At 39.7% G+C, this 15,958-nt stretch carries 19 protein-coding genes; 7 read left to right on the plus strand and 12 right to left on the minus strand.

Annotated elements, in window-relative coordinates; genetic code table 11:
• Nucleotides 1–142: 142 nt before the first annotated feature.
• The gene (locus tag L6C30_RS13225) at nucleotides 143–736 is read left to right on the plus strand and encodes a hypothetical protein (protein WP_096902561.1); all 594 of its coding nucleotides are present in this window, start codon (nucleotides 143–145) and stop codon (nucleotides 734–736) included.
• Between the two features lie 84 nt (nucleotides 737–820).
• Here L6C30_RS13225 and L6C30_RS13230 read toward each other — a convergent pair whose 3' ends face one another.
• The 5 genes from L6C30_RS13230 to L6C30_RS13250 form a co-directional block, all read right to left on the minus strand.
• A complete protein-coding gene (locus tag L6C30_RS13230; RefSeq protein ID WP_236163240.1) occupies nucleotides 821–1,531 on the minus strand; it encodes an SGNH/GDSL hydrolase family protein in 711 nt (236 codons plus the stop codon).
• Between the two features lie 163 nt (nucleotides 1,532–1,694).
• Entirely contained in the window at nucleotides 1,695–2,438 is a 744-nt protein-coding gene (locus tag L6C30_RS13235) for an SDR family oxidoreductase (RefSeq protein ID WP_236163241.1), read from the minus strand.
• A gap of 13 nt (nucleotides 2,439–2,451) precedes the next feature.
• Entirely contained in the window at nucleotides 2,452–3,150 is a 699-nt protein-coding gene (locus tag L6C30_RS13240) for a histidine phosphatase family protein (RefSeq protein WP_236163242.1), read from the minus strand.
• Nucleotides 3,147–4,268: a phosphotransferase family protein gene (locus L6C30_RS13245; protein ID WP_236163243.1), complete on the minus strand. Its 1,122-nt coding sequence runs from the start codon at nucleotides 4,266–4,268 to the stop codon at nucleotides 3,147–3,149. Before L6C30_RS13245 ends, L6C30_RS13240 begins: the two co-directional genes overlap by 4 nt.
• Before the next feature lie 131 nt (nucleotides 4,269–4,399).
• The gene (locus L6C30_RS13250) at nucleotides 4,400–5,641 is read right to left on the minus strand and encodes an acyl-CoA dehydrogenase family protein (RefSeq protein WP_236163244.1); all 1,242 of its coding nucleotides are present in this window, start codon (nucleotides 5,639–5,641) and stop codon (nucleotides 4,400–4,402) included.
• Nucleotides 5,642–5,734: 93 nt separating this feature from the next.
• On the opposite strand from L6C30_RS13250, the gene L6C30_RS13255 reads away from it, so the two are divergent.
• A complete protein-coding gene (locus L6C30_RS13255; protein ID WP_168418292.1) occupies nucleotides 5,735–6,652 on the plus strand; it encodes a LysR family transcriptional regulator in 918 nt (305 codons plus the stop codon).
• 51 nt (nucleotides 6,653–6,703) lie between these two features.
• Here L6C30_RS13255 and L6C30_RS13260 read toward each other — a convergent pair whose 3' ends face one another.
• Entirely contained in the window at nucleotides 6,704–7,684 is a 981-nt protein-coding gene (locus tag L6C30_RS13260) for a GlxA family transcriptional regulator (RefSeq protein WP_236163245.1), read from the minus strand.
• 111 nt (nucleotides 7,685–7,795) lie between these two features.
• On the opposite strand from L6C30_RS13260, the gene L6C30_RS13265 reads away from it, so the two are divergent.
• Nucleotides 7,796–9,583, plus strand: a complete 1,788-nt coding sequence (locus L6C30_RS13265; RefSeq protein ID WP_236163246.1) for an acyl-CoA dehydrogenase — start codon at nucleotides 7,796–7,798, stop codon at nucleotides 9,581–9,583.
• A 300-nt stretch (nucleotides 9,584–9,883) separates the two neighbouring features.
• On the opposite strand, the gene L6C30_RS13270 is transcribed toward L6C30_RS13265, so the two are convergent.
• The 4 genes from L6C30_RS13270 to L6C30_RS13285 form a co-directional block, all read right to left on the minus strand.
• Nucleotides 9,884–10,375, minus strand: a complete 492-nt coding sequence (locus tag L6C30_RS13270) for a hypothetical protein (RefSeq protein WP_236163247.1) — start codon at nucleotides 10,373–10,375, stop codon at nucleotides 9,884–9,886.
• Nucleotides 10,376–10,596: 221 nt separating this feature from the next.
• Nucleotides 10,597–10,743 (minus strand): hypothetical protein, encoded by a 147-nt coding sequence (locus L6C30_RS13275; RefSeq protein WP_236163248.1) that lies wholly within the window; start codon nucleotides 10,741–10,743, stop codon nucleotides 10,597–10,599.
• A 179-nt stretch (nucleotides 10,744–10,922) separates the two neighbouring features.
• Entirely contained in the window at nucleotides 10,923–12,317 is a 1,395-nt protein-coding gene (gene fumC / locus L6C30_RS13280) for a class II fumarate hydratase (protein ID WP_236163249.1), read from the minus strand.
• A gap of 173 nt (nucleotides 12,318–12,490) precedes the next feature.
• On the minus strand, nucleotides 12,491–13,495 hold the full coding sequence (locus L6C30_RS13285; protein ID WP_236163250.1) for an SDR family NAD(P)-dependent oxidoreductase: 1,005 nt from the start codon (nucleotides 13,493–13,495) through the stop codon (nucleotides 12,491–12,493).
• Between the two features lie 60 nt (nucleotides 13,496–13,555).
• Between L6C30_RS13285 and tusD the strand changes: the two genes are divergently transcribed.
• The 4 genes from tusD to L6C30_RS13305 all read left to right on the plus strand — a co-directional run bounded on the left by tusD (nucleotide 13,556) and on the right by L6C30_RS13305 (nucleotide 15,034).
• A complete protein-coding gene (tusD, locus tag L6C30_RS13290) occupies nucleotides 13,556–13,924 on the plus strand; it encodes a sulfurtransferase complex subunit TusD (RefSeq protein ID WP_230244895.1) in 369 nt (122 codons plus the stop codon).
• A gap of 43 nt (nucleotides 13,925–13,967) precedes the next feature.
• Nucleotides 13,968–14,318 carry a hypothetical protein gene (locus tag L6C30_RS13295; protein ID WP_236093476.1) on the plus strand — a complete coding sequence of 117 codons (351 nt, stop codon included), beginning with the start codon at nucleotides 13,968–13,970 and terminating at the stop codon, nucleotides 14,316–14,318.
• Between the two features lie 65 nt (nucleotides 14,319–14,383).
• Complete coding sequence (locus L6C30_RS13300; protein WP_236163251.1) at nucleotides 14,384–14,668, plus strand: DsrH/TusB family sulfur relay protein; 285 nt, start codon at nucleotides 14,384–14,386, stop codon at nucleotides 14,666–14,668.
• Between the two features lie 54 nt (nucleotides 14,669–14,722).
• Entirely contained in the window at nucleotides 14,723–15,034 is a 312-nt protein-coding gene (locus L6C30_RS13305; RefSeq protein WP_236163252.1) for a TusE/DsrC/DsvC family sulfur relay protein, read from the plus strand.
• Nucleotides 15,035–15,064: 30 nt separating this feature from the next.
• On the opposite strand, the gene L6C30_RS13310 is transcribed toward L6C30_RS13305, so the two are convergent.
• Nucleotides 15,065–15,553 (minus strand): helix-turn-helix domain-containing protein, encoded by a 489-nt coding sequence (locus L6C30_RS13310; RefSeq protein ID WP_019837560.1) that lies wholly within the window; start codon nucleotides 15,551–15,553, stop codon nucleotides 15,065–15,067.
• 208 nt (nucleotides 15,554–15,761) lie between these two features.
• Nucleotides 15,762–15,958: transposase family protein (locus L6C30_RS13315; protein ID WP_236163253.1), on the minus strand; the 197-nt coding region annotated here is incomplete at its 5' end.

The following is a 15,958-nucleotide window of genomic DNA, read 5'->3' on the forward strand; positions in this document are numbered from 1 at the left end:
CGAGGTACGCCAACCAAGCGTTTAAATTCAGAATCTGAAAAACGGTTTAAGTTCTGATATCTCATGAAACTTAGATTGAGGTGGTTTTTACTTTCGCAAGAGATCTAATTTAAGAACAATACTGCAATAAAGGGACGCAAAAATGAAAAAAAATATAGTTGGACTAATCGTGTTTTCATTTATATCCATGTGTACATTTGCTGCGACTAATGGAACATATTCCATTCAAAATGGATATTATTCAATTGATGCGAGATTTGAAGAAAACAAACTTGTAATTGTTGAGCCGAATAAGACATCAACCTACCTAAAGAATAGTTCTGGCGATTATATTTTTACGAATCCTACAAACAATATCACCTATGGTATGCGCGTGTTGGACGATAAAACTTTAGAAGCTTTTAAACCAGGCGTTCCAAACTCGTCGACTATCCTAACTTTGAAATCTTCAGCACCAAAGGTTCAATCAGCCTCAAATGATGGTAAAAGCAATCAAATGAAAGCACTCGCTGATAAATATTTTAAGCTTGCAGAAACAGATAGTGATAATGTTCATACTTGGGCAAATTGTGCATCGGTAGCTTTGGCGTATTCAAGTCTGTCTATGGACAAAGCAAAAGAAATGGAGCTACAGGCAGCAACTTTAATTAAGTTAAGTCAATCGCCTGTAGCAAGCACATCTCCTTGCTCTGAAGTAATATCTAATAAGACTTGGATGTCCGCTCCAAGCTATTAATAAGCAAAGTTAAGTTAAGCAAAAGCCCACTATTAGCGGGCTTTCTTATACGCATTACCGAGTTTTACATCATAAGAATTCTACCTAAAACCGTTCTAAAATCCTCACCGCGACTTCTTTGCCCCAAATTTGGTAAATTTCTTTACTTGGATGAAAACCATCTTTTGCCATTTCTAAATTCATGGATTGATATTTTTGAATATCATATTCAATCCATTGCATATCTTTTTGTTGTGCTATCATTTTTTTTAATTGTAAGTTCATTTGTTTAGCGTATTGTCCAAATAGCCAAGACAAGGGATTAGGTAATGCAGGAAATAAATGCATCGGTGGAACGCCCGTAGCAATGATTAATTCAGGTTGGAATTTCGCTTGAATAAGCTGATAAAATTGTTGCTGTTGTTTAATCCAAGTTCGTGCTGACATTAAACGTGTCACATCGTTAACACCAACTGAAGTAACTACGACATCATATTTTTGATTTACCAGTTTTTTAGTTTTTTTAATAACCTGTGAGGTCGTTTCTCCAGACTGTGCTTCTAAACGCCAATGTACTTGATACTGATGTTGCAAGGCAGAAACCACAGCGCCCAATAGCGCATCATTTTGATGTGCTACCCCAACACCTGCAGCGGCAGAATCTCCTAAAATCAATAATGACAGCGTTTGCCCTTGCCCTGTAATACCTTCACGTTCGCCTTCGGCTTCTGGCAATCGAATCGTGTTCTTTTTAACCCGATTTCCCTGAATTAACAAGGCAGGAAATAAAGCAAGGGTTGCTGCTCTAAGCCACATGACGCTTCACTCTTAAATAAGAAAACCGAAAATACAAACTTTAAAACCTAAACAAAAGTAGATCCTTAAATATAAAAATAACATCGTGTCATTTAAAGAGTTTTCATTCATCAACAGCTTTAAATTTCAGGATGCTATTCAACTACTATGATATCGCTGCTATTTAGCCGAGTTTATTGACCAATTTTAATGGTAAAACTTTCATAGCAAAACCTAGTGGCAACCATGGCCATTTAGGTACATAGGCTTTAATTGGTGCTTTTTCAATTTCTGCTGCAAGTAAGCGAGAACCTGTTTTTTCATCAACTTCAAAAGGCAGTTTTTTTGCACCTTCGTTGATTTCGGTACGAATATAGCCAGGGAAAATAGTCGTAACTTGAATAGGTGTATCAATTAATTCTGCACGAATTCCTTCTGCTAAATGTGCTACTGCAGCTTTACTTGCGCCGTACGCAGTAAGATGTTTTGGCATACCACGAATGGCACTCATAGATGAAATCATCACCAAATGCCCTGAATTTTGCTCACGGAAAATTTCAACTGCTGCTTCACACTGTGCCAAAGCCGAAATAAAGTTGGTTTCTACCGTAGCTTTGTTGATGGCAAAGTTGCCTTTACCAATGCGGCGCCCTTCGCCCACACCTGCATTGACAATAATTCGATCCAACTGTCCAAAGTTTTGTTTAAATTCACGAAATACCTGAAATACTTGATCGTAATTGGTAACGTCCAAACTTTTAGCAATCACACGAATACCATATTGCTGCTCAAGTTCCTGTTTCAGTGTTTCTAAACGCTCTAAACGTCGTGCACAAATGGCAAGGTTATAGCCCTTTTGAGCGAATTCACGTGCCATACCTGCGCCAATTCCAGAACTTGCACCTGTAATTAGAATTGTTTTTGTCATGGTTCGATCCTTGTTAAATCCAAGTCAATAAATTTGAGTTTTCAGCTTTAATAAAATGATGTTCATTTAAGCTTAAGAGTTGTGGTTCGCTGCCCACCAAGCGTAATGTGGTGATGCTTGAGTTGGTAATCGCCCAGTTCAATGTAAAGGTTTTATTGGGCGTTAAGCCCAAAATTTTACCTGCCGCTACAGAAATGACACCACCCGAAGTAAACACAACTGCATAACGTGGCTGCTTTTGTGCCAAGTCGGTACATAAATTTTGTAAGGCATCTTCCACACGTTGTTTGAAATGCGGCCAAGATTCTTCATATTCATGGTGATATTCACCACCTGTCCAGCGTTCTATCGCACCTTCAAAAATCTTTGCCAAATACGCACGAGGATTCACCTCTTTAGCCACATCCTGCTTCATTAGTTCAGGGTGATTAAAACGCGGCTCATACTGCGCAAAGACTTGTTGATGATTAAACTCATTCCAAGCACTGTCAGTTTGAATTTCAACTTCAGGAAAACACTCTGCTAAAGCCAATTGCGCCGTTTGCTGATGACGCTGCATTGAACCAGCAACGACATAAGGCGCTTCTTTTAAAATACGTTCAAAGTAGCGGCCGAGTAATTTGGCCTGTAACTCACCATTAGGCGAAAGTTGGTCATAACTTTCTGCACCAAACGAAGCTTGCCCATGACGAATTAAATAAATAGTGGTCATTTCGGCATGAGTTCCTTAAATTTAGCGATGTATTTTTGCGCCAGTTCATTGGCTTCAATCTTTTGTAAACCAATAAGCTTCAACGCACGAATATGCAAGGCATGAATCACAATCCAGAAGTCTCTAAACGCAGGATTATTGGTTTGTTTGTGGTAATAGCGATAATAAATTTGCTGAGCAATCACGGCTAAACGGAAAATTCCAAATACTTCATAGAAAGTCCAGTTGTCAGTGCTTAATCCAGTTTTTTGCAAATAGTAGTCCACCACTTGCTGACGCGTGAACATGCCTTTTAAATGCGTTGGTTGACGACGAGTGGCTTTAAAAATTTGGTTGTCCGTACCTTCTACCCAATACGCCAACGCCGAGCCTAAATCCATAAGTGGATCACCCAATGTCGCCATTTCCCAGTCCAGCACGCCAATAACTTGCGTCGGATTTTTCGGATCTAAAATGACATTATCAAAACGCCAATCATTATGAATAATGCAAGTTTTTGAATCGGCAGGAATATGGTCTAACAACCATTTACGCACATACTTAAAAGATGGCACGTTAATGGTGTGTGCTTTAACATAGCGAGCATCCCAACCTTCTACTTGACGTCGGCAATAGCCATCGCCCTTGCCTAATTTTTCAAGTTCCGTACCTTGATAAGGCACTTGATGCAATTCAATGAGTTTATCAATGACATTCACACAAAGTTCATGTACTTGCGTTTCGTTAAACTCAAGTTCAGGCGGCAATTTAGCACGTGGAATAATACCTTCAATGCGTTGCATCACATAAAAATCACAGCCAATTACAGATTCATCCTGACACAAAGCCACCATTTCGGGTAATACAGGATAAAATGGTGCTAAATTCTTTTGCACATGATACTCACGTGCCATGTCATGGGCGGATTTGGCCTTAGTACCTTTAGGCGGACGACGTAAAATTAAATCAGTATTGCTATACTTGAGACGATAGGTCCAGTTTGATGCACCACCTGAATATTGTGTGACTTCTACAGGTTCAACGACTTCTACATTTTGTTGTTTTAACCATGCCGTGACCGCCTGAATATCGAGCTCTTCGCCTTCGCGTACTGTGCCGCCTACATCAATAACTGACATTATTTTTCCCTAATTTTCTATCTTTTTAAATCTAGCATAAATTTTCTGCGTTCTCTTGAGATGTATAGGCAATATCAACAATATTGCCAAATACCATATCAGGGACACAGAAAAAAGTGTGCGCTAATGCCCTATTTTTTACGACCGCTACGGTAGCCACGTTTTGCCAACTCGAGTTTAGCAATCATGCCTTTATGTACTTCATCAGGCCCATCGGCAAGACGTAAACTACGGGCTTGGGCAAAGAAACCTGTGAGCGGTGTATCTCTAGATACGCCTGCACCGCCATGAATTTGCATAGCCATATCTACCACTTTTTCCAAGACACTTGGTGCAACAACTTTAATTGCTGAAATTTCAGTCAATGCCGCCATATTACCTAAAGTATCCATTTTATAGGCTGCATATAGGGTTAATAAACGCGCCTGATCAATGGCAACACGTGCTTCTGCCACACGTTCCAAATTACCACCAAGTTTTAAAATTTCCTTACCAAATGCAGTGCGGCTCATGCCGCGGTCAATCATCAATTCCAAAGATTTTTCTGCCGCGCCAATACAACGCATACAGTGGTGGATACGGCCTGGCCCTAAACGACCTTGCGCAATTTCAAAACCTTGTCCTGCACCACCAATAAAGTTTGCGACAGGCACACGCACATTATCAAAACTAACTTCACCATGACCATGAGGTGCGTCATAATCGCCAAATACAGGTAACATGCGCTCAATTTTAACGCCCGCAGTATCTACAGGCACTAAAACCATAGAGTGTTGGTGATGTCGGTCTTTGCTTTCATCAGGGGTATGTGCCATAAAAATAATAATTTTGGCATTTGGATCGCCTAAACCTGAAGACCACCATTTACGGCCATTTAAGACAATTTCATCACCATCTATCACAGCTGTCGCCTGCATATTGGTGGCATCACTTGAAGCCACTGCAGGTTCAGTCATACAAAATACTGAGCGAATTTTTCCTTCTAGCAGCGGTGTGAGCCATTCTTGTTTCTGTGCTTCAGAACCATAACGCCATAAAACTTCCATATTGCCGCTGTCTGGTGCATTACAGTTAAAAACCGTTGGCGCAATTAAACTGCGACCACTGAGTTCTGCAATGTGTGCATATTCTTGTACCGACAAGCCCTGTCCCAATTCTGGACATGGTAAAAACATATTCCACAAGCCAGCAGCTTTGGCTTTGGCTTTTAGTTGTTCTAATTGTGATGGCCATTGCCATTTGGTCCAATCACCACCCTGATTCAGCTCATGGACTTCTACCCAAAACTCAGCTTCAATCGGCTCAATTTCTTGGGCAATAAAGGCTTTGGTACGTTCTATATAGTCTTTGGCGCGTGCAGATAGCTCAAACATGTTTCAAATCCCTTAAAATATTGTATTCATTGCTTTACAACACCATAACTTGAAAACTAATATGAACAAAATGATTTAATTCAATAAAACACTATGAATCATATTCATAATAATGCAAAAATTGATCTTGCTGCTTTTCATCGTTTAGACATCAATTTATACCCGATGTTTGTTGCAATTTATGAACAGCGCAGTATTTCCAAAGCAGCACAAATTTTGTGTATCAGCCAATCTGCTGCCAGTCATGCCTTGCAACGTTTAAGACAGCATTTACAAGATGATTTACTGGTGCGTAATGGCAATAAAATGTTACCTACTCCTTTTGCCGAGCAAATTTATCCCACCATAAAAAATGCCTTGTTGGCCATTCAAAGTATTGCGGTACAAAAACAGCAGTTTGAACCCAATATGCTGCAATCACTTAAAATTGCTGTACATGATGAAATTGAACCGATTATTTTTCCTAAACTGGTGGCGCATTTTCAAAACCTGAATCTAGATATTCAATTTTTTAGCCACAAATTAGAGCGTAAAACGGTTTTGGCCGATTTGGCTGCCCAGCAAATTGATTTTGTCATTGATTTAGAACAAAACTTTGGCGATAAAATCCAGTTTCAATCTTTGGTACAAGATCAATTTGTAGTGTGTAGCCAATTAAATGAAATGACGACGGAACTGTATTTATCATCTGCGCACATTGGGGTTTCATCGCGCCGTACAGGTATGTTGCTTGAAGATATTTATTTGCATCAAAAACAATTATCACGACAGGTTTTTTTACGTTGTCAGCACTATTCTACAGCCTTACAAATTTTGCAGCAGCATCCACAAGCGATTTTGACCATTCCTGAAATGATCTTAAAACATTTAAGTATCAGTCAAAAACTGAAGATTTTTACCGTTCCTGTAGACTTGCCTTTGATTAATATGGGGATGTATTGGCATAAAGATTTACAGGAAAATTCAAGACATCATTTTTTAAGACAGGAAATTTCTAAAATTTTTGCTTAGGATATTTTGGTCAATTGGTACTATTAGTGCTTTCCTCATTTTTAAACCAACTTAAAAATGTCGGCTAAAACGACGGCGATAATCTAAAGGAGTCAGCCCTGTTTTCTTTAAAAATAAACGGCGAAACGAACTGCTGTCATTGTATCCAACTGCCAGCATGATCTGCTCAACGGTATAGTCAGTTTGTTCTAATTGTTTACGTGCAGCTTCTATACGCATGGCCTGTAAATATTGATTCGGTGCTAAATCCAATGCTGCTTTAAAACGGCGAATGAGGCTGCGGGTGCTTAGATTGAAATGCTGAGCGATCTCATCTAAGTTAAAGTTTTGCGAATAATGCTGTTCCATCCAGTTTTGAACTTCCTGCACTAACGCATCTTGATGTGGTTTAGCAATTTTCATTAAGGAGTATGACAACTGGCTGTCACGGCGATAATCAATGACAAAAGATTTTGCAGTCTGAATCGCAACTTCAAAGCCATAAAAACGCTCAATTAAGTGCAAACCCAAATCAAACCATGCTAATCCCCCTCCTGCACAGTAGATATGATCTGCATGGGTAATCATTCGCTCTACTTTTAATTCAACTTGTGGATAGCGCTGCTTAAAAATAGCCTCAAAACCCCAATGCGTCGTAGCCTGCTTGCCGTTTAGAATTCCCGCTTCAGCCAAGAAGAAATTGCCTGTGCAATTTGCCGCAATCATGAAATGCTGCTGCTGTGCGTACTGTAAAAAAATTATCAATTCTGGTGTTCGTTGCAGCACAGACAATAAAGCTGCACCAATGGTTGGTACAACCACAAGGTCTGCATATTGAATTTCCTGATAGCTCAGTTCTGCATGCATTTTAATGCCGTTAATGCATTGAATACTTTGCCCTTTGGGACTGGCAATTTTCACTTCAAACAGACGTTCAATCTGCTGGTTTTGAATACGGTTCCAACTGGCACCAGCCATAGAAAATAAATCAACAATACCTGTAATAGCCGATGCCAAAGCACCATCAAAGGCTAGAATTACCACTTGCTTCATCGTTCTAATTCAATTTGTCACTTTTAGCTGCTTTGATGTCATTATTGACAATCGTCAGCTAATCTAGCAACTGTTATTTTTAACCTCAATATAAAAATATTCGGGTAAACCATGACACAGCTCATCAACGATCAAGATTTAGAATTTATGTTGTATCAGGTATTTAATGCTGAGCAATTGAACTCGTTTGAGCGTTATCAGGAACATGACAAAGTCACTTTTGACAGTATCCTGCATACAGCCAAAGGCATCGCCTGCGATTATTTTGCAGCGCATAACAGCAAAGCTGATCAGCAAGAACCAAGTTTTGATGGAAAAAAGGTAGAAACCATTGCCGAAGTGAAAACTGCATGGCAACAGTTTGCTAACGCAGGTTTGCTCTGTGCACAGCATGATTATGCAGACGGCGGCATGCAATTGCCTACGCTTATTAATATGGCTGCAAATGCTTATTTTATGTCTGCCAACCCATCTACAGTGGCCTATTCATTCCTGACTGCTGCTGCAGCCAATGTAATTCAAGCGTTTGGTACAGCAGAACAAAAACAGCGCTTTCTTCCGCACATGTTCAGTGGTCGTTTTTCTGGCACGATGGCACTGACAGAACCAAATGTTGGTTCATCTTTAGGGGATTTGACCACCAAAGCCATTCCGCAAGCAGATGGACAATACCTGATTAAAGGCCAAAAAATGTTTATTTCTGGTGGTGATCAAGACATTACCGAAAATATTGTGCATTTGGTTTTGGCACGTATTCAAGATGCACCACAAGGGGTAAAAGGCATATCCCTATTTATTGTGCCTAAATTCAGAACGCATTTAGACGGTACATTAGCAGAAGCCAATGACCTACAACTTGCGGGCTTATTACACAAAATGGGCTATCGTGGCACAACATCTACCGTACTGAATTTTGGTGAGCAAGATGCTTGCTTAGGCTATTTAATTGGTGAAGCGGGTTCTGGTCTTAAATATATGTTTAAGATGATGAATGAAGCTCGTGTTGGTGTGGGCCTAGGTGCAACCATGATTGGTTACCGTGGCTATTTGGAATCTTTGGAATATGCCAAGCAGCGTCCACAGGGTCGTTTAGCGACTGAGAAAAATCCTAACAGTAAGCCAGTTAATATTATTGAGCATACCGATGTAAAGCGTATGTTGTTGGCACAAAAGTCCTATGTTGAAGGCAGTTTGGCTTTATGTTTATTTGCAGCACGTTTAATAGATGAACACCAAGCAAATCATGATACTGACAGTGAAATTTTACTGGATTTAATTACGCCTATTGTAAAGTCCTTCCCTTCTGCTTATGGCCCTAAAGCGAATGATTTGGCTATTCAGGTTCTAGGTGGTGCGGGCTATACCCGTGATTATCCTATAGAGCAATATTATAGAGATAACCGACTGAACCCTATTCATGAAGGTACTTTCGGGATTCAGTCATTAGATTTACTGGGTCGTAAATTATGGCAGCATCAGGGAAAAGGCTTAAGCTTACTCATACAGCGAATACAGCAAACGCTAACTGAAGTCTCCCACCCTGAAATACAAACACTGGCCACAATTTTCCGTAGGCATTTAGACACTGTACAAAAGACCACACAAACTCTTGGTGCTGCCTTACAACAAGGCAAAATTCATGAAGGACTGGCAAATTCAGCCTTGTATTTAGATATGATGGGTAAAACCATGATTGCTTGGCTCTGGTTAGAGATGGCTAACAAAGCACATTTGCATTATGCAGCATCTACACACGAGCAAGACCAACACTTTTGGTTAGGGAAATTACAAGCCGCTCGTTATTTTATACGTTGGGAGTTGCCTGAAATAGAGCATCAAGCCAAACTGCTGTGTAGTTTTGATGATAGCTGCTCAGCCATGCAAGCAGACTGGTTTTAATTGATTAAAAAGGGATAGTGTCTTTATTTGTAGACACTATCCCTGCTTTCTTCACGTTTATATTAGGATTCTTCATAAATCCTTTTTGAATCACTGCAAAGGAATTTCCTTCTCCTTTTAGGAGACTTGCAGAGCATGCTCCTCAGAGAGAGTTTTTTCTAAGAAATCCCCTCATCCTCTTGCGAAATGTATTCCTCATCCCAAAGGGAGAAGAACTTTCAATATCCATTTAAATATGAATATAGCGATCATTTCTTGATTTATGCAAAATATCTATTGAATTTGATATTAAATGAATATTTAGAATTTCGCTTCGAGCACTTTTGCAGAAACTTTGCCTTTCCATAAATCGCGCAAAATAGGTAAATAGAATTTTTCACCGACTTCAACCAATTCTGCATCAATCAAGGCATGCGTTTCATGCATGAATAAATAATCCAGTTCCACTGTTTTTAATTGTGGTTGCGCCTTGGCAAATGCTTTGCGTTTTTGTTGGGCTTGTTTGACTAACTGATCTGCAAAAGTTTTGACCTTAAATTGACTAAGTGCATTTAAACGCAATTCAATCACGCCCCACCCACTAAGTAGCAATTTAAATAATTCTAAATCTGCAGTGGTCGATTCCCATGTCATTTCTTCCAGATTTTCGTTTTCAGGCAATACAGGTAGTAAAAGCTCCATCACACTTGGAAAAATCTTTTTAAAATTCAAGATGAATTTAACAGGCTGCTCACCCGGGTAATCTTTAAATTGCACGTGTTGCTGAACATCTGTTAAATAAATTGAGAGCATTGAATAAAACCTTAAATTTTAAAAACTGTTATTTACGGCGTAATACGCAAACACCTAAACAACAAGGGAGATGCATTTTATCAACAATCATAATTTATTCAATGCTGGATGTTATCGCTTATTCTTGAGTTAAAGTCGCACAAAGAAGATAGGCGTCTAATTGCAGCGGGCTGACGATTTGATCATAAAAATGATTAGTTTTAAATCCTAGACCAAACTATTTACTTCTGCTCCTTAAGCGGATGGTCTGGCTCTGCATTTGGCTTTTTCTGTGGCTCGGTATTTTTATAAAGATCGTGCTTACCCTTATCCTCATTGGATTCTTTTTGTGGATTAGATTCTTGACTAGATGGATTATTATTGCTCATGTTGATTTCCTTATTTCTCGATATCTATTTATAAATAAATTGAATTTGAATCAACATCAATAATGTCTAATGACTTCTTACTAATCTGCAACAGTTTTACTGATTTTTATAAACAAAGTCTGGGGTTATCACGCTTGATAAGCAGACAACCCCAGACTTTTAACTAAGCTTCGAACTGGCTATTTAGTGTTAGGTGCAATCATCTGTTCAGGGCGTACCACTTCATCAAACTGCTCTGCTGTGACCAAATTCAGCTCTACTGCAACTTGCTTTAAGGTTTTATTTTCCTTATAAGCCGTTTTAGCTACTTTCGCTGCATTCTCATAACCAATTACAGGATTCAAAGCGGTGACTAACATGAGTGAATCATGCAAAAAGTGATCTATTTTTTCACGGTTTGCTTGAATGCCCACGGCGCAATGTTCATTAAAGCTATTGCAAGCGTCACCCAAGAGTTGAATGGACTGCAATAAGTTATATGCGATCACTGGCATAAATACATTGAGTTCAAAATTGCCCGATGCACCTGCGAAGTTGATTGTGGTGTCATTACCCAACACTTGTGCAACTACCATGGTCATTGCTTCGCTTTGTGTTGGATTAACCTTGCCCGGCATTATACTTGAACCAGGTTCATTTTCTGGAATTCGCAATTCACCCAAACCACAACGTGGACCGCTTGCTAACCAGCGAATATCATTGGAAATTTTATTTAAACTCACTGCTAAAGTTTTTAATGCACCCGAAGCAAAAACTGCGGCATCGCGCCCAGCCAAAGCCTCAAACTTATTGGGTGCAGTCACAAAAGCTAAGCCTGTCAGCTGTGCCAATTGCTCAGCGGCCTGTACCGCATAATCAGGATGTGCATTTAAGCCTGTACCGACAGCTGTACCACCCAGTGGCAACTCATACAAGCCTGTTAAAGCCTGTTCTAGACGTTTTAGACCATGATCTAGCTGCGATACATAACCGCTAAATTCCTGCCCTAAAGTTAATGGTGTCGCATCTTGCAAATGCGTCCGTCCAATTTTAACAATTTCAGAAAACTCTTCACTTTTGGTATGCAACGTATCACGCAATCCCTTTACTGCAGGAATAAGTAGTTCATTAATTTGCAAACTCGCTGCGACATGAATTGCAGTTGGAAAAGAATCATTGGTCGATTGGGCACGGTTGACATGATCATTCGGATGTACAGGATTCTGAGCACCTAAAGGATGACCAAGTTTCTGATTGGCAATATTGGCAATCACTTCATTACAGTTCATGTTACTTTGCGTCCCAGAACCGGTTTGCCACACCACCAAAGGAAATTGACTATCCCACTGCCCTGCAATGACTTCATCTGCCGCACCAACAATGTAATTCGCAAGTTCTTGAGGGATTTGCCCTAAGTTTGCATTGGTGATTGCCGCCGCTTTTTTAACTAAACCCATCGCGCGAATCATGGCGCGTGGTAAACGCTCATTACCTATTTTAAAATTTTGTAAGCTGCGCTGAGTTTGCGCGCCCCAAAGTGCATCATTCGGGACTTGAACCTCACCCATGGTGTCATGTTCAATACGTGTTTGCATGTTCAGCCTCATTCCTTCGTGAATAGATTATGATGTCAAGTATTCTTATATTGATCTTATAAAAACCAGCTGGTCAAGTAAATGATAATTATTATCAATAATTCCGTTGCGTTGTATTTGTTTCAGCTATAAGGCTTCGTAATAGACTTTCAAAGAGTTGTATAGCACTAGTTTTAATGCTTGAGCGTATTTTGATAAAAACGCCACTCATCCTCTAGCATTTTTTCTAAACTACGTTTTGGCTGCCAGTGTAAATACTGTTGTGCCTTATCTACGACTGCACCTAACTGATCTAACTCAGGATATTCATAATGAATTGCAGGGACTGTAGCAATTTCCGCATCGGTGACTTCAGCGATACGTGCAAGTAACTGCTGAATTGAGACGACTTCTCCTGCAATATTAAAGGCTTCGCAGCTATGTGTTTGTTCGAATAACCAATGCAGGCTTGCGATGACAGCCTCACAGACATCTAGTACATGCACAAAGCTGCGTTCTACGGTTTGATCTGCAGTATTGGCTTGCTGACGTAATTCAATTGCTTCACGCTGTTTTACTGCAACTTGCATCGCCAAAGGAACAATATTTTTAGGTAATGGTGCAACGACTTCGCCTAAAATACCGTGTTCAAATGCGCCTGCTATATTACTCAAGCGCAAAATAGCAATGTTCCATTCATGATCAGTTCTAAAAGTATCGCGGATGATTTCTTCAACCATCTGTTGAGATTTTACATAGGGATTGGCGTAGCTGTAATTAAAGCTCTGGCTTTCTTCTAGATTTAATCCAGACTTTCCATAGACCGCTATACTTGAAAGATGCACCAAACGACGCACGCCTGTACGTTGCATAGAACGCAATAAACTCATAATACAACTGACATTATCGTTATAATATTCGAGCGGTTTGAGTACTGATTCTTCTAAAGATTTAAACCCTGCACAATGCACCACTGCAGTAATTGAATATTGTTCAAAAACTTTGTTCAGCGCGGGCGTATTTCTAACATCCAATTTGGCAAAAGGCACATAACGCCCTGCAATATATTCAAGTCGCTCTAAGGTCTGCATACTTGCATTGGATAAATTATCTACAATAATGACCTCTTGCCCTTGAGCCATGAGGCTTAATGCAATGTGTGAGCCTATAAAGCCTAAACCACCAGTCACTAAAATCATTTATACTACCTTTTTTATAAAGTCTGAATGCGCCTTAGCACATTGCATTAGTGAATTTTGATGAGCACCTTATTACTAATAACCTCCCCACCAACCTCTATTCATGCATGGCATGCACTTGGTCTTGCTCAAGCCTTACAACAGAAAAATGAGGCTTTTCGTGTGTTTTTTTATCAAGATGGCGTTGCTGTAGCGAATGAGTTGCAATGGGTACCCGATGATCAACGCAATCTCAAAACAGAATGGCAAAAATTGTCTATTCGTTTACCGGTATGTGTAAGTGCAGCACTGGCACGTGGTATTAGCGATGCAGACAATGCCAAACGCCATCAACTAAGCCAACACAATTTAGCTGCAGGCTTTGAATTGGTTGGCTTGGGCGAACTGGCCGATGCAGTGCAAACCACAGAACGCCTGATTCAATTTTAAGCGATTCATTTTGTAAATCTGTTGCATTTAAAAGGTAAATTGTGTGAAAACTGTACTCGTGGTTTTACGTCAGGCCAATTTAAACAGCTTACAAGTGCATGAAAGCTTGTCTGCAACAATGGTACTGGCAACTTTTGGTTGTGAAGTCAAAGTGTTATTACAAGATGCGGCATTAAGCCTATTACAGTCGGAACTGGCTTTTGATTCACTAAAACATGCCTTTAAAGTGGCATCCAACTTGGTCGATAGCTTTGAGTTTTATGACCTCAGCCCAATTTTGATTGAACATAAACATGCTCACTCACCGTTTATCAAAAATACGGTACATGAGATTGAATGGGTGGAACTGAATCGCGAGCTGATTCAAACCTTTGATCGGGTTTTATATTGGTAGATTGATTGGTGGTTTAACAGTTTGATTGATCATTTGACCACATCTAAACATCTAAAGAGAAAAGCATGACTGACGCAAATTTATATTTAATCCAAGCGAGATTTGATAGCACAGCAGCAATTTTAGCAGAGCTAAACGCTCTGTACGCTCCGCAAGATAGCGTTGTACTGATGGGTGATGCGGTATTGCATCAACACCATCCGCTTTGTGCCCAGCTAGACAAAATATATGTACTGGAAAATGATGTAGAAATATTGAATGGTCATTTGGCAGAAAACTTACATCCGATTGATTATGCAGCTTTTGCAACGCTGTGTTTAGCACATCAGCGCTGTATTAGCTTAAAATAACACGCCGTAATGATACAAAACTCAAAGCATTTTTAAGGGTGAATGAAACAAGAGATGACACTAGAATTAGATCAAGATGGACATTTGCTGGATTACACTGTCTGGAATGAACAAGTTGCACAAGAACTGGCGCAAAGTTTAGCGCTCGAACTCACGGCTTGGCATTTTGAGATTTTGCACGCTGTACGCCAATTTTATCAGCAATTTGGACACTCACCTGCAACCCGCCCTTTAATCAAATTTTTAATGAAAACTGTAAGCCCAGAAATTAACAATGCTGTTTTGCAGGATAAATTTAATACAGGTTTAGTGGCGCGTCATTTAAGTCGTTTAGCGGGTATTCCTAAACCAGCGAACTGCTTATAACAAATTGCTCCTGATGAATACGACACTGATTTAGACTTGTTTTAAATTCTGCTGTGCTTGGATGTACTGATAATACACTGAGGTAAATTGTGGCTTCACCTGTTTGGCATGTAGTTCTTCGCCACATTCTGAACATACCACGACAGGCTGAAACGTTTTAGCACAATTTTTATGGATGTATTCCACAGGCTTACCTAAACCTTGATCCATCCATTTATCTGCCCAATTTGCCATCGACAGCATTAAGGGATAAAGCTCCAAGCCTTTCTCAGTCAGTTTGTATTCAAAACGTTCTTGGCGTTCTACATAAGGCACTTTGACTAAAATTTCATGTTCCACCAAACGCTTTAAACGATCCGACAATACATGCCGCGTGACGCCCAAATGTTGTTGAAAATCATCAAAACGATGCATGCCCATAAAGGCATTACGAATAATCAGCATCGTCCAACGGTCACCAATCACCGACAAAGTTCGTGCAATCGAACAAGGCTGCTCACCAATTTCATCCCATTTCATGTATGTCGCCTATCCCGCAGTCCACTACCTGCAAGTTAAAAGATTCTACAGGCTTTGCAAAGTCAGTTTTACATGAAAATCAATAAAAATGATGCATGACTTGACAATCTGGTTAAAAGGAATCCTCAATTTTTGAGTCTTATATGTCGGCATCTTCAGATTTATTATTTACTTATAAGGCAGATTAATAGATCTCTTGCGAAAGTCATTATTGAAAATTTATCCGGTTTACCAGTGCAGCGATTAAGTTAATGCGTAAACCGAATCTTTTCCGTCTATTTCGATAGCGTTCATTTAATATTCTAAATGTCTTCAATTGACTATTGATGTGTTCGATCACAACTCGTATTTTTCCAATCATTTTATTGTACTTTTTCTCAACATCAAATAAGGGTATATTCTTCT

It is taken from the genome of Acinetobacter sp. KAM396, assembly GCF_021602765.1.
Lineage (GTDB): Bacteria > Pseudomonadota > Gammaproteobacteria > Pseudomonadales > Moraxellaceae > Acinetobacter > Acinetobacter towneri_A.

Bases quoted from the DNA above. Each gene is read 5' to 3' on its own strand.
- L6C30_RS13225 (WP_096902561.1), top strand. From the start codon at position 143: ATGAAAAAAAATATAGTTGGACTAATCGTGTTTTCATTTATATCCATG.
- L6C30_RS13230 (WP_236163240.1), bottom strand. From the start codon at position 1,531: ATGTGGCTTAGAGCAGCAACCCTTGCTTTATTTCCTGCCTTGTTAATT.
- L6C30_RS13235 (WP_236163241.1), bottom strand. From the start codon at position 2,438: ATGACAAAAACAATTCTAATTACAGGTGCAAGTTCTGGAATTGGCGCA.
- L6C30_RS13240 (WP_236163242.1), bottom strand. From the start codon at position 3,150: ATGACCACTATTTATTTAATTCGTCATGGGCAAGCTTCGTTTGGTGCA.
- L6C30_RS13245 (WP_236163243.1), bottom strand. From the start codon at position 4,268: ATGTCAGTTATTGATGTAGGCGGCACAGTACGCGAAGGCGAAGAGCTC.
- L6C30_RS13250 (WP_236163244.1), bottom strand. From the start codon at position 5,641: ATGTTTGAGCTATCTGCACGCGCCAAAGACTATATAGAACGTACCAAA.
- L6C30_RS13255 (WP_168418292.1), top strand. From the start codon at position 5,735: ATGAATCATATTCATAATAATGCAAAAATTGATCTTGCTGCTTTTCAT.
- L6C30_RS13260 (WP_236163245.1), bottom strand. From the start codon at position 7,684: ATGAAGCAAGTGGTAATTCTAGCCTTTGATGGTGCTTTGGCATCGGCT.
- L6C30_RS13265 (WP_236163246.1), top strand. From the start codon at position 7,796: ATGACACAGCTCATCAACGATCAAGATTTAGAATTTATGTTGTATCAG.
- L6C30_RS13270 (WP_236163247.1), bottom strand. From the start codon at position 10,375: ATGCTCTCAATTTATTTAACAGATGTTCAGCAACACGTGCAATTTAAA.
- L6C30_RS13275 (WP_236163248.1), bottom strand. From the start codon at position 10,743: ATGAGCAATAATAATCCATCTAGTCAAGAATCTAATCCACAAAAAGAA.
- fumC (WP_236163249.1), bottom strand. From the start codon at position 12,317: ATGCAAACACGTATTGAACATGACACCATGGGTGAGGTTCAAGTCCCG.
- L6C30_RS13285 (WP_236163250.1), bottom strand. From the start codon at position 13,495: ATGATTTTAGTGACTGGTGGTTTAGGCTTTATAGGCTCACACATTGCA.
- tusD (WP_230244895.1), top strand. From the start codon at position 13,556: ATGAGCACCTTATTACTAATAACCTCCCCACCAACCTCTATTCATGCA.
- L6C30_RS13300 (WP_236163251.1), top strand. From the start codon at position 14,384: ATGACTGACGCAAATTTATATTTAATCCAAGCGAGATTTGATAGCACA.
- L6C30_RS13305 (WP_236163252.1), top strand. From the start codon at position 14,723: ATGACACTAGAATTAGATCAAGATGGACATTTGCTGGATTACACTGTC.
- L6C30_RS13310 (WP_019837560.1), bottom strand. From the start codon at position 15,553: ATGAAATGGGATGAAATTGGTGAGCAGCCTTGTTCGATTGCACGAACT.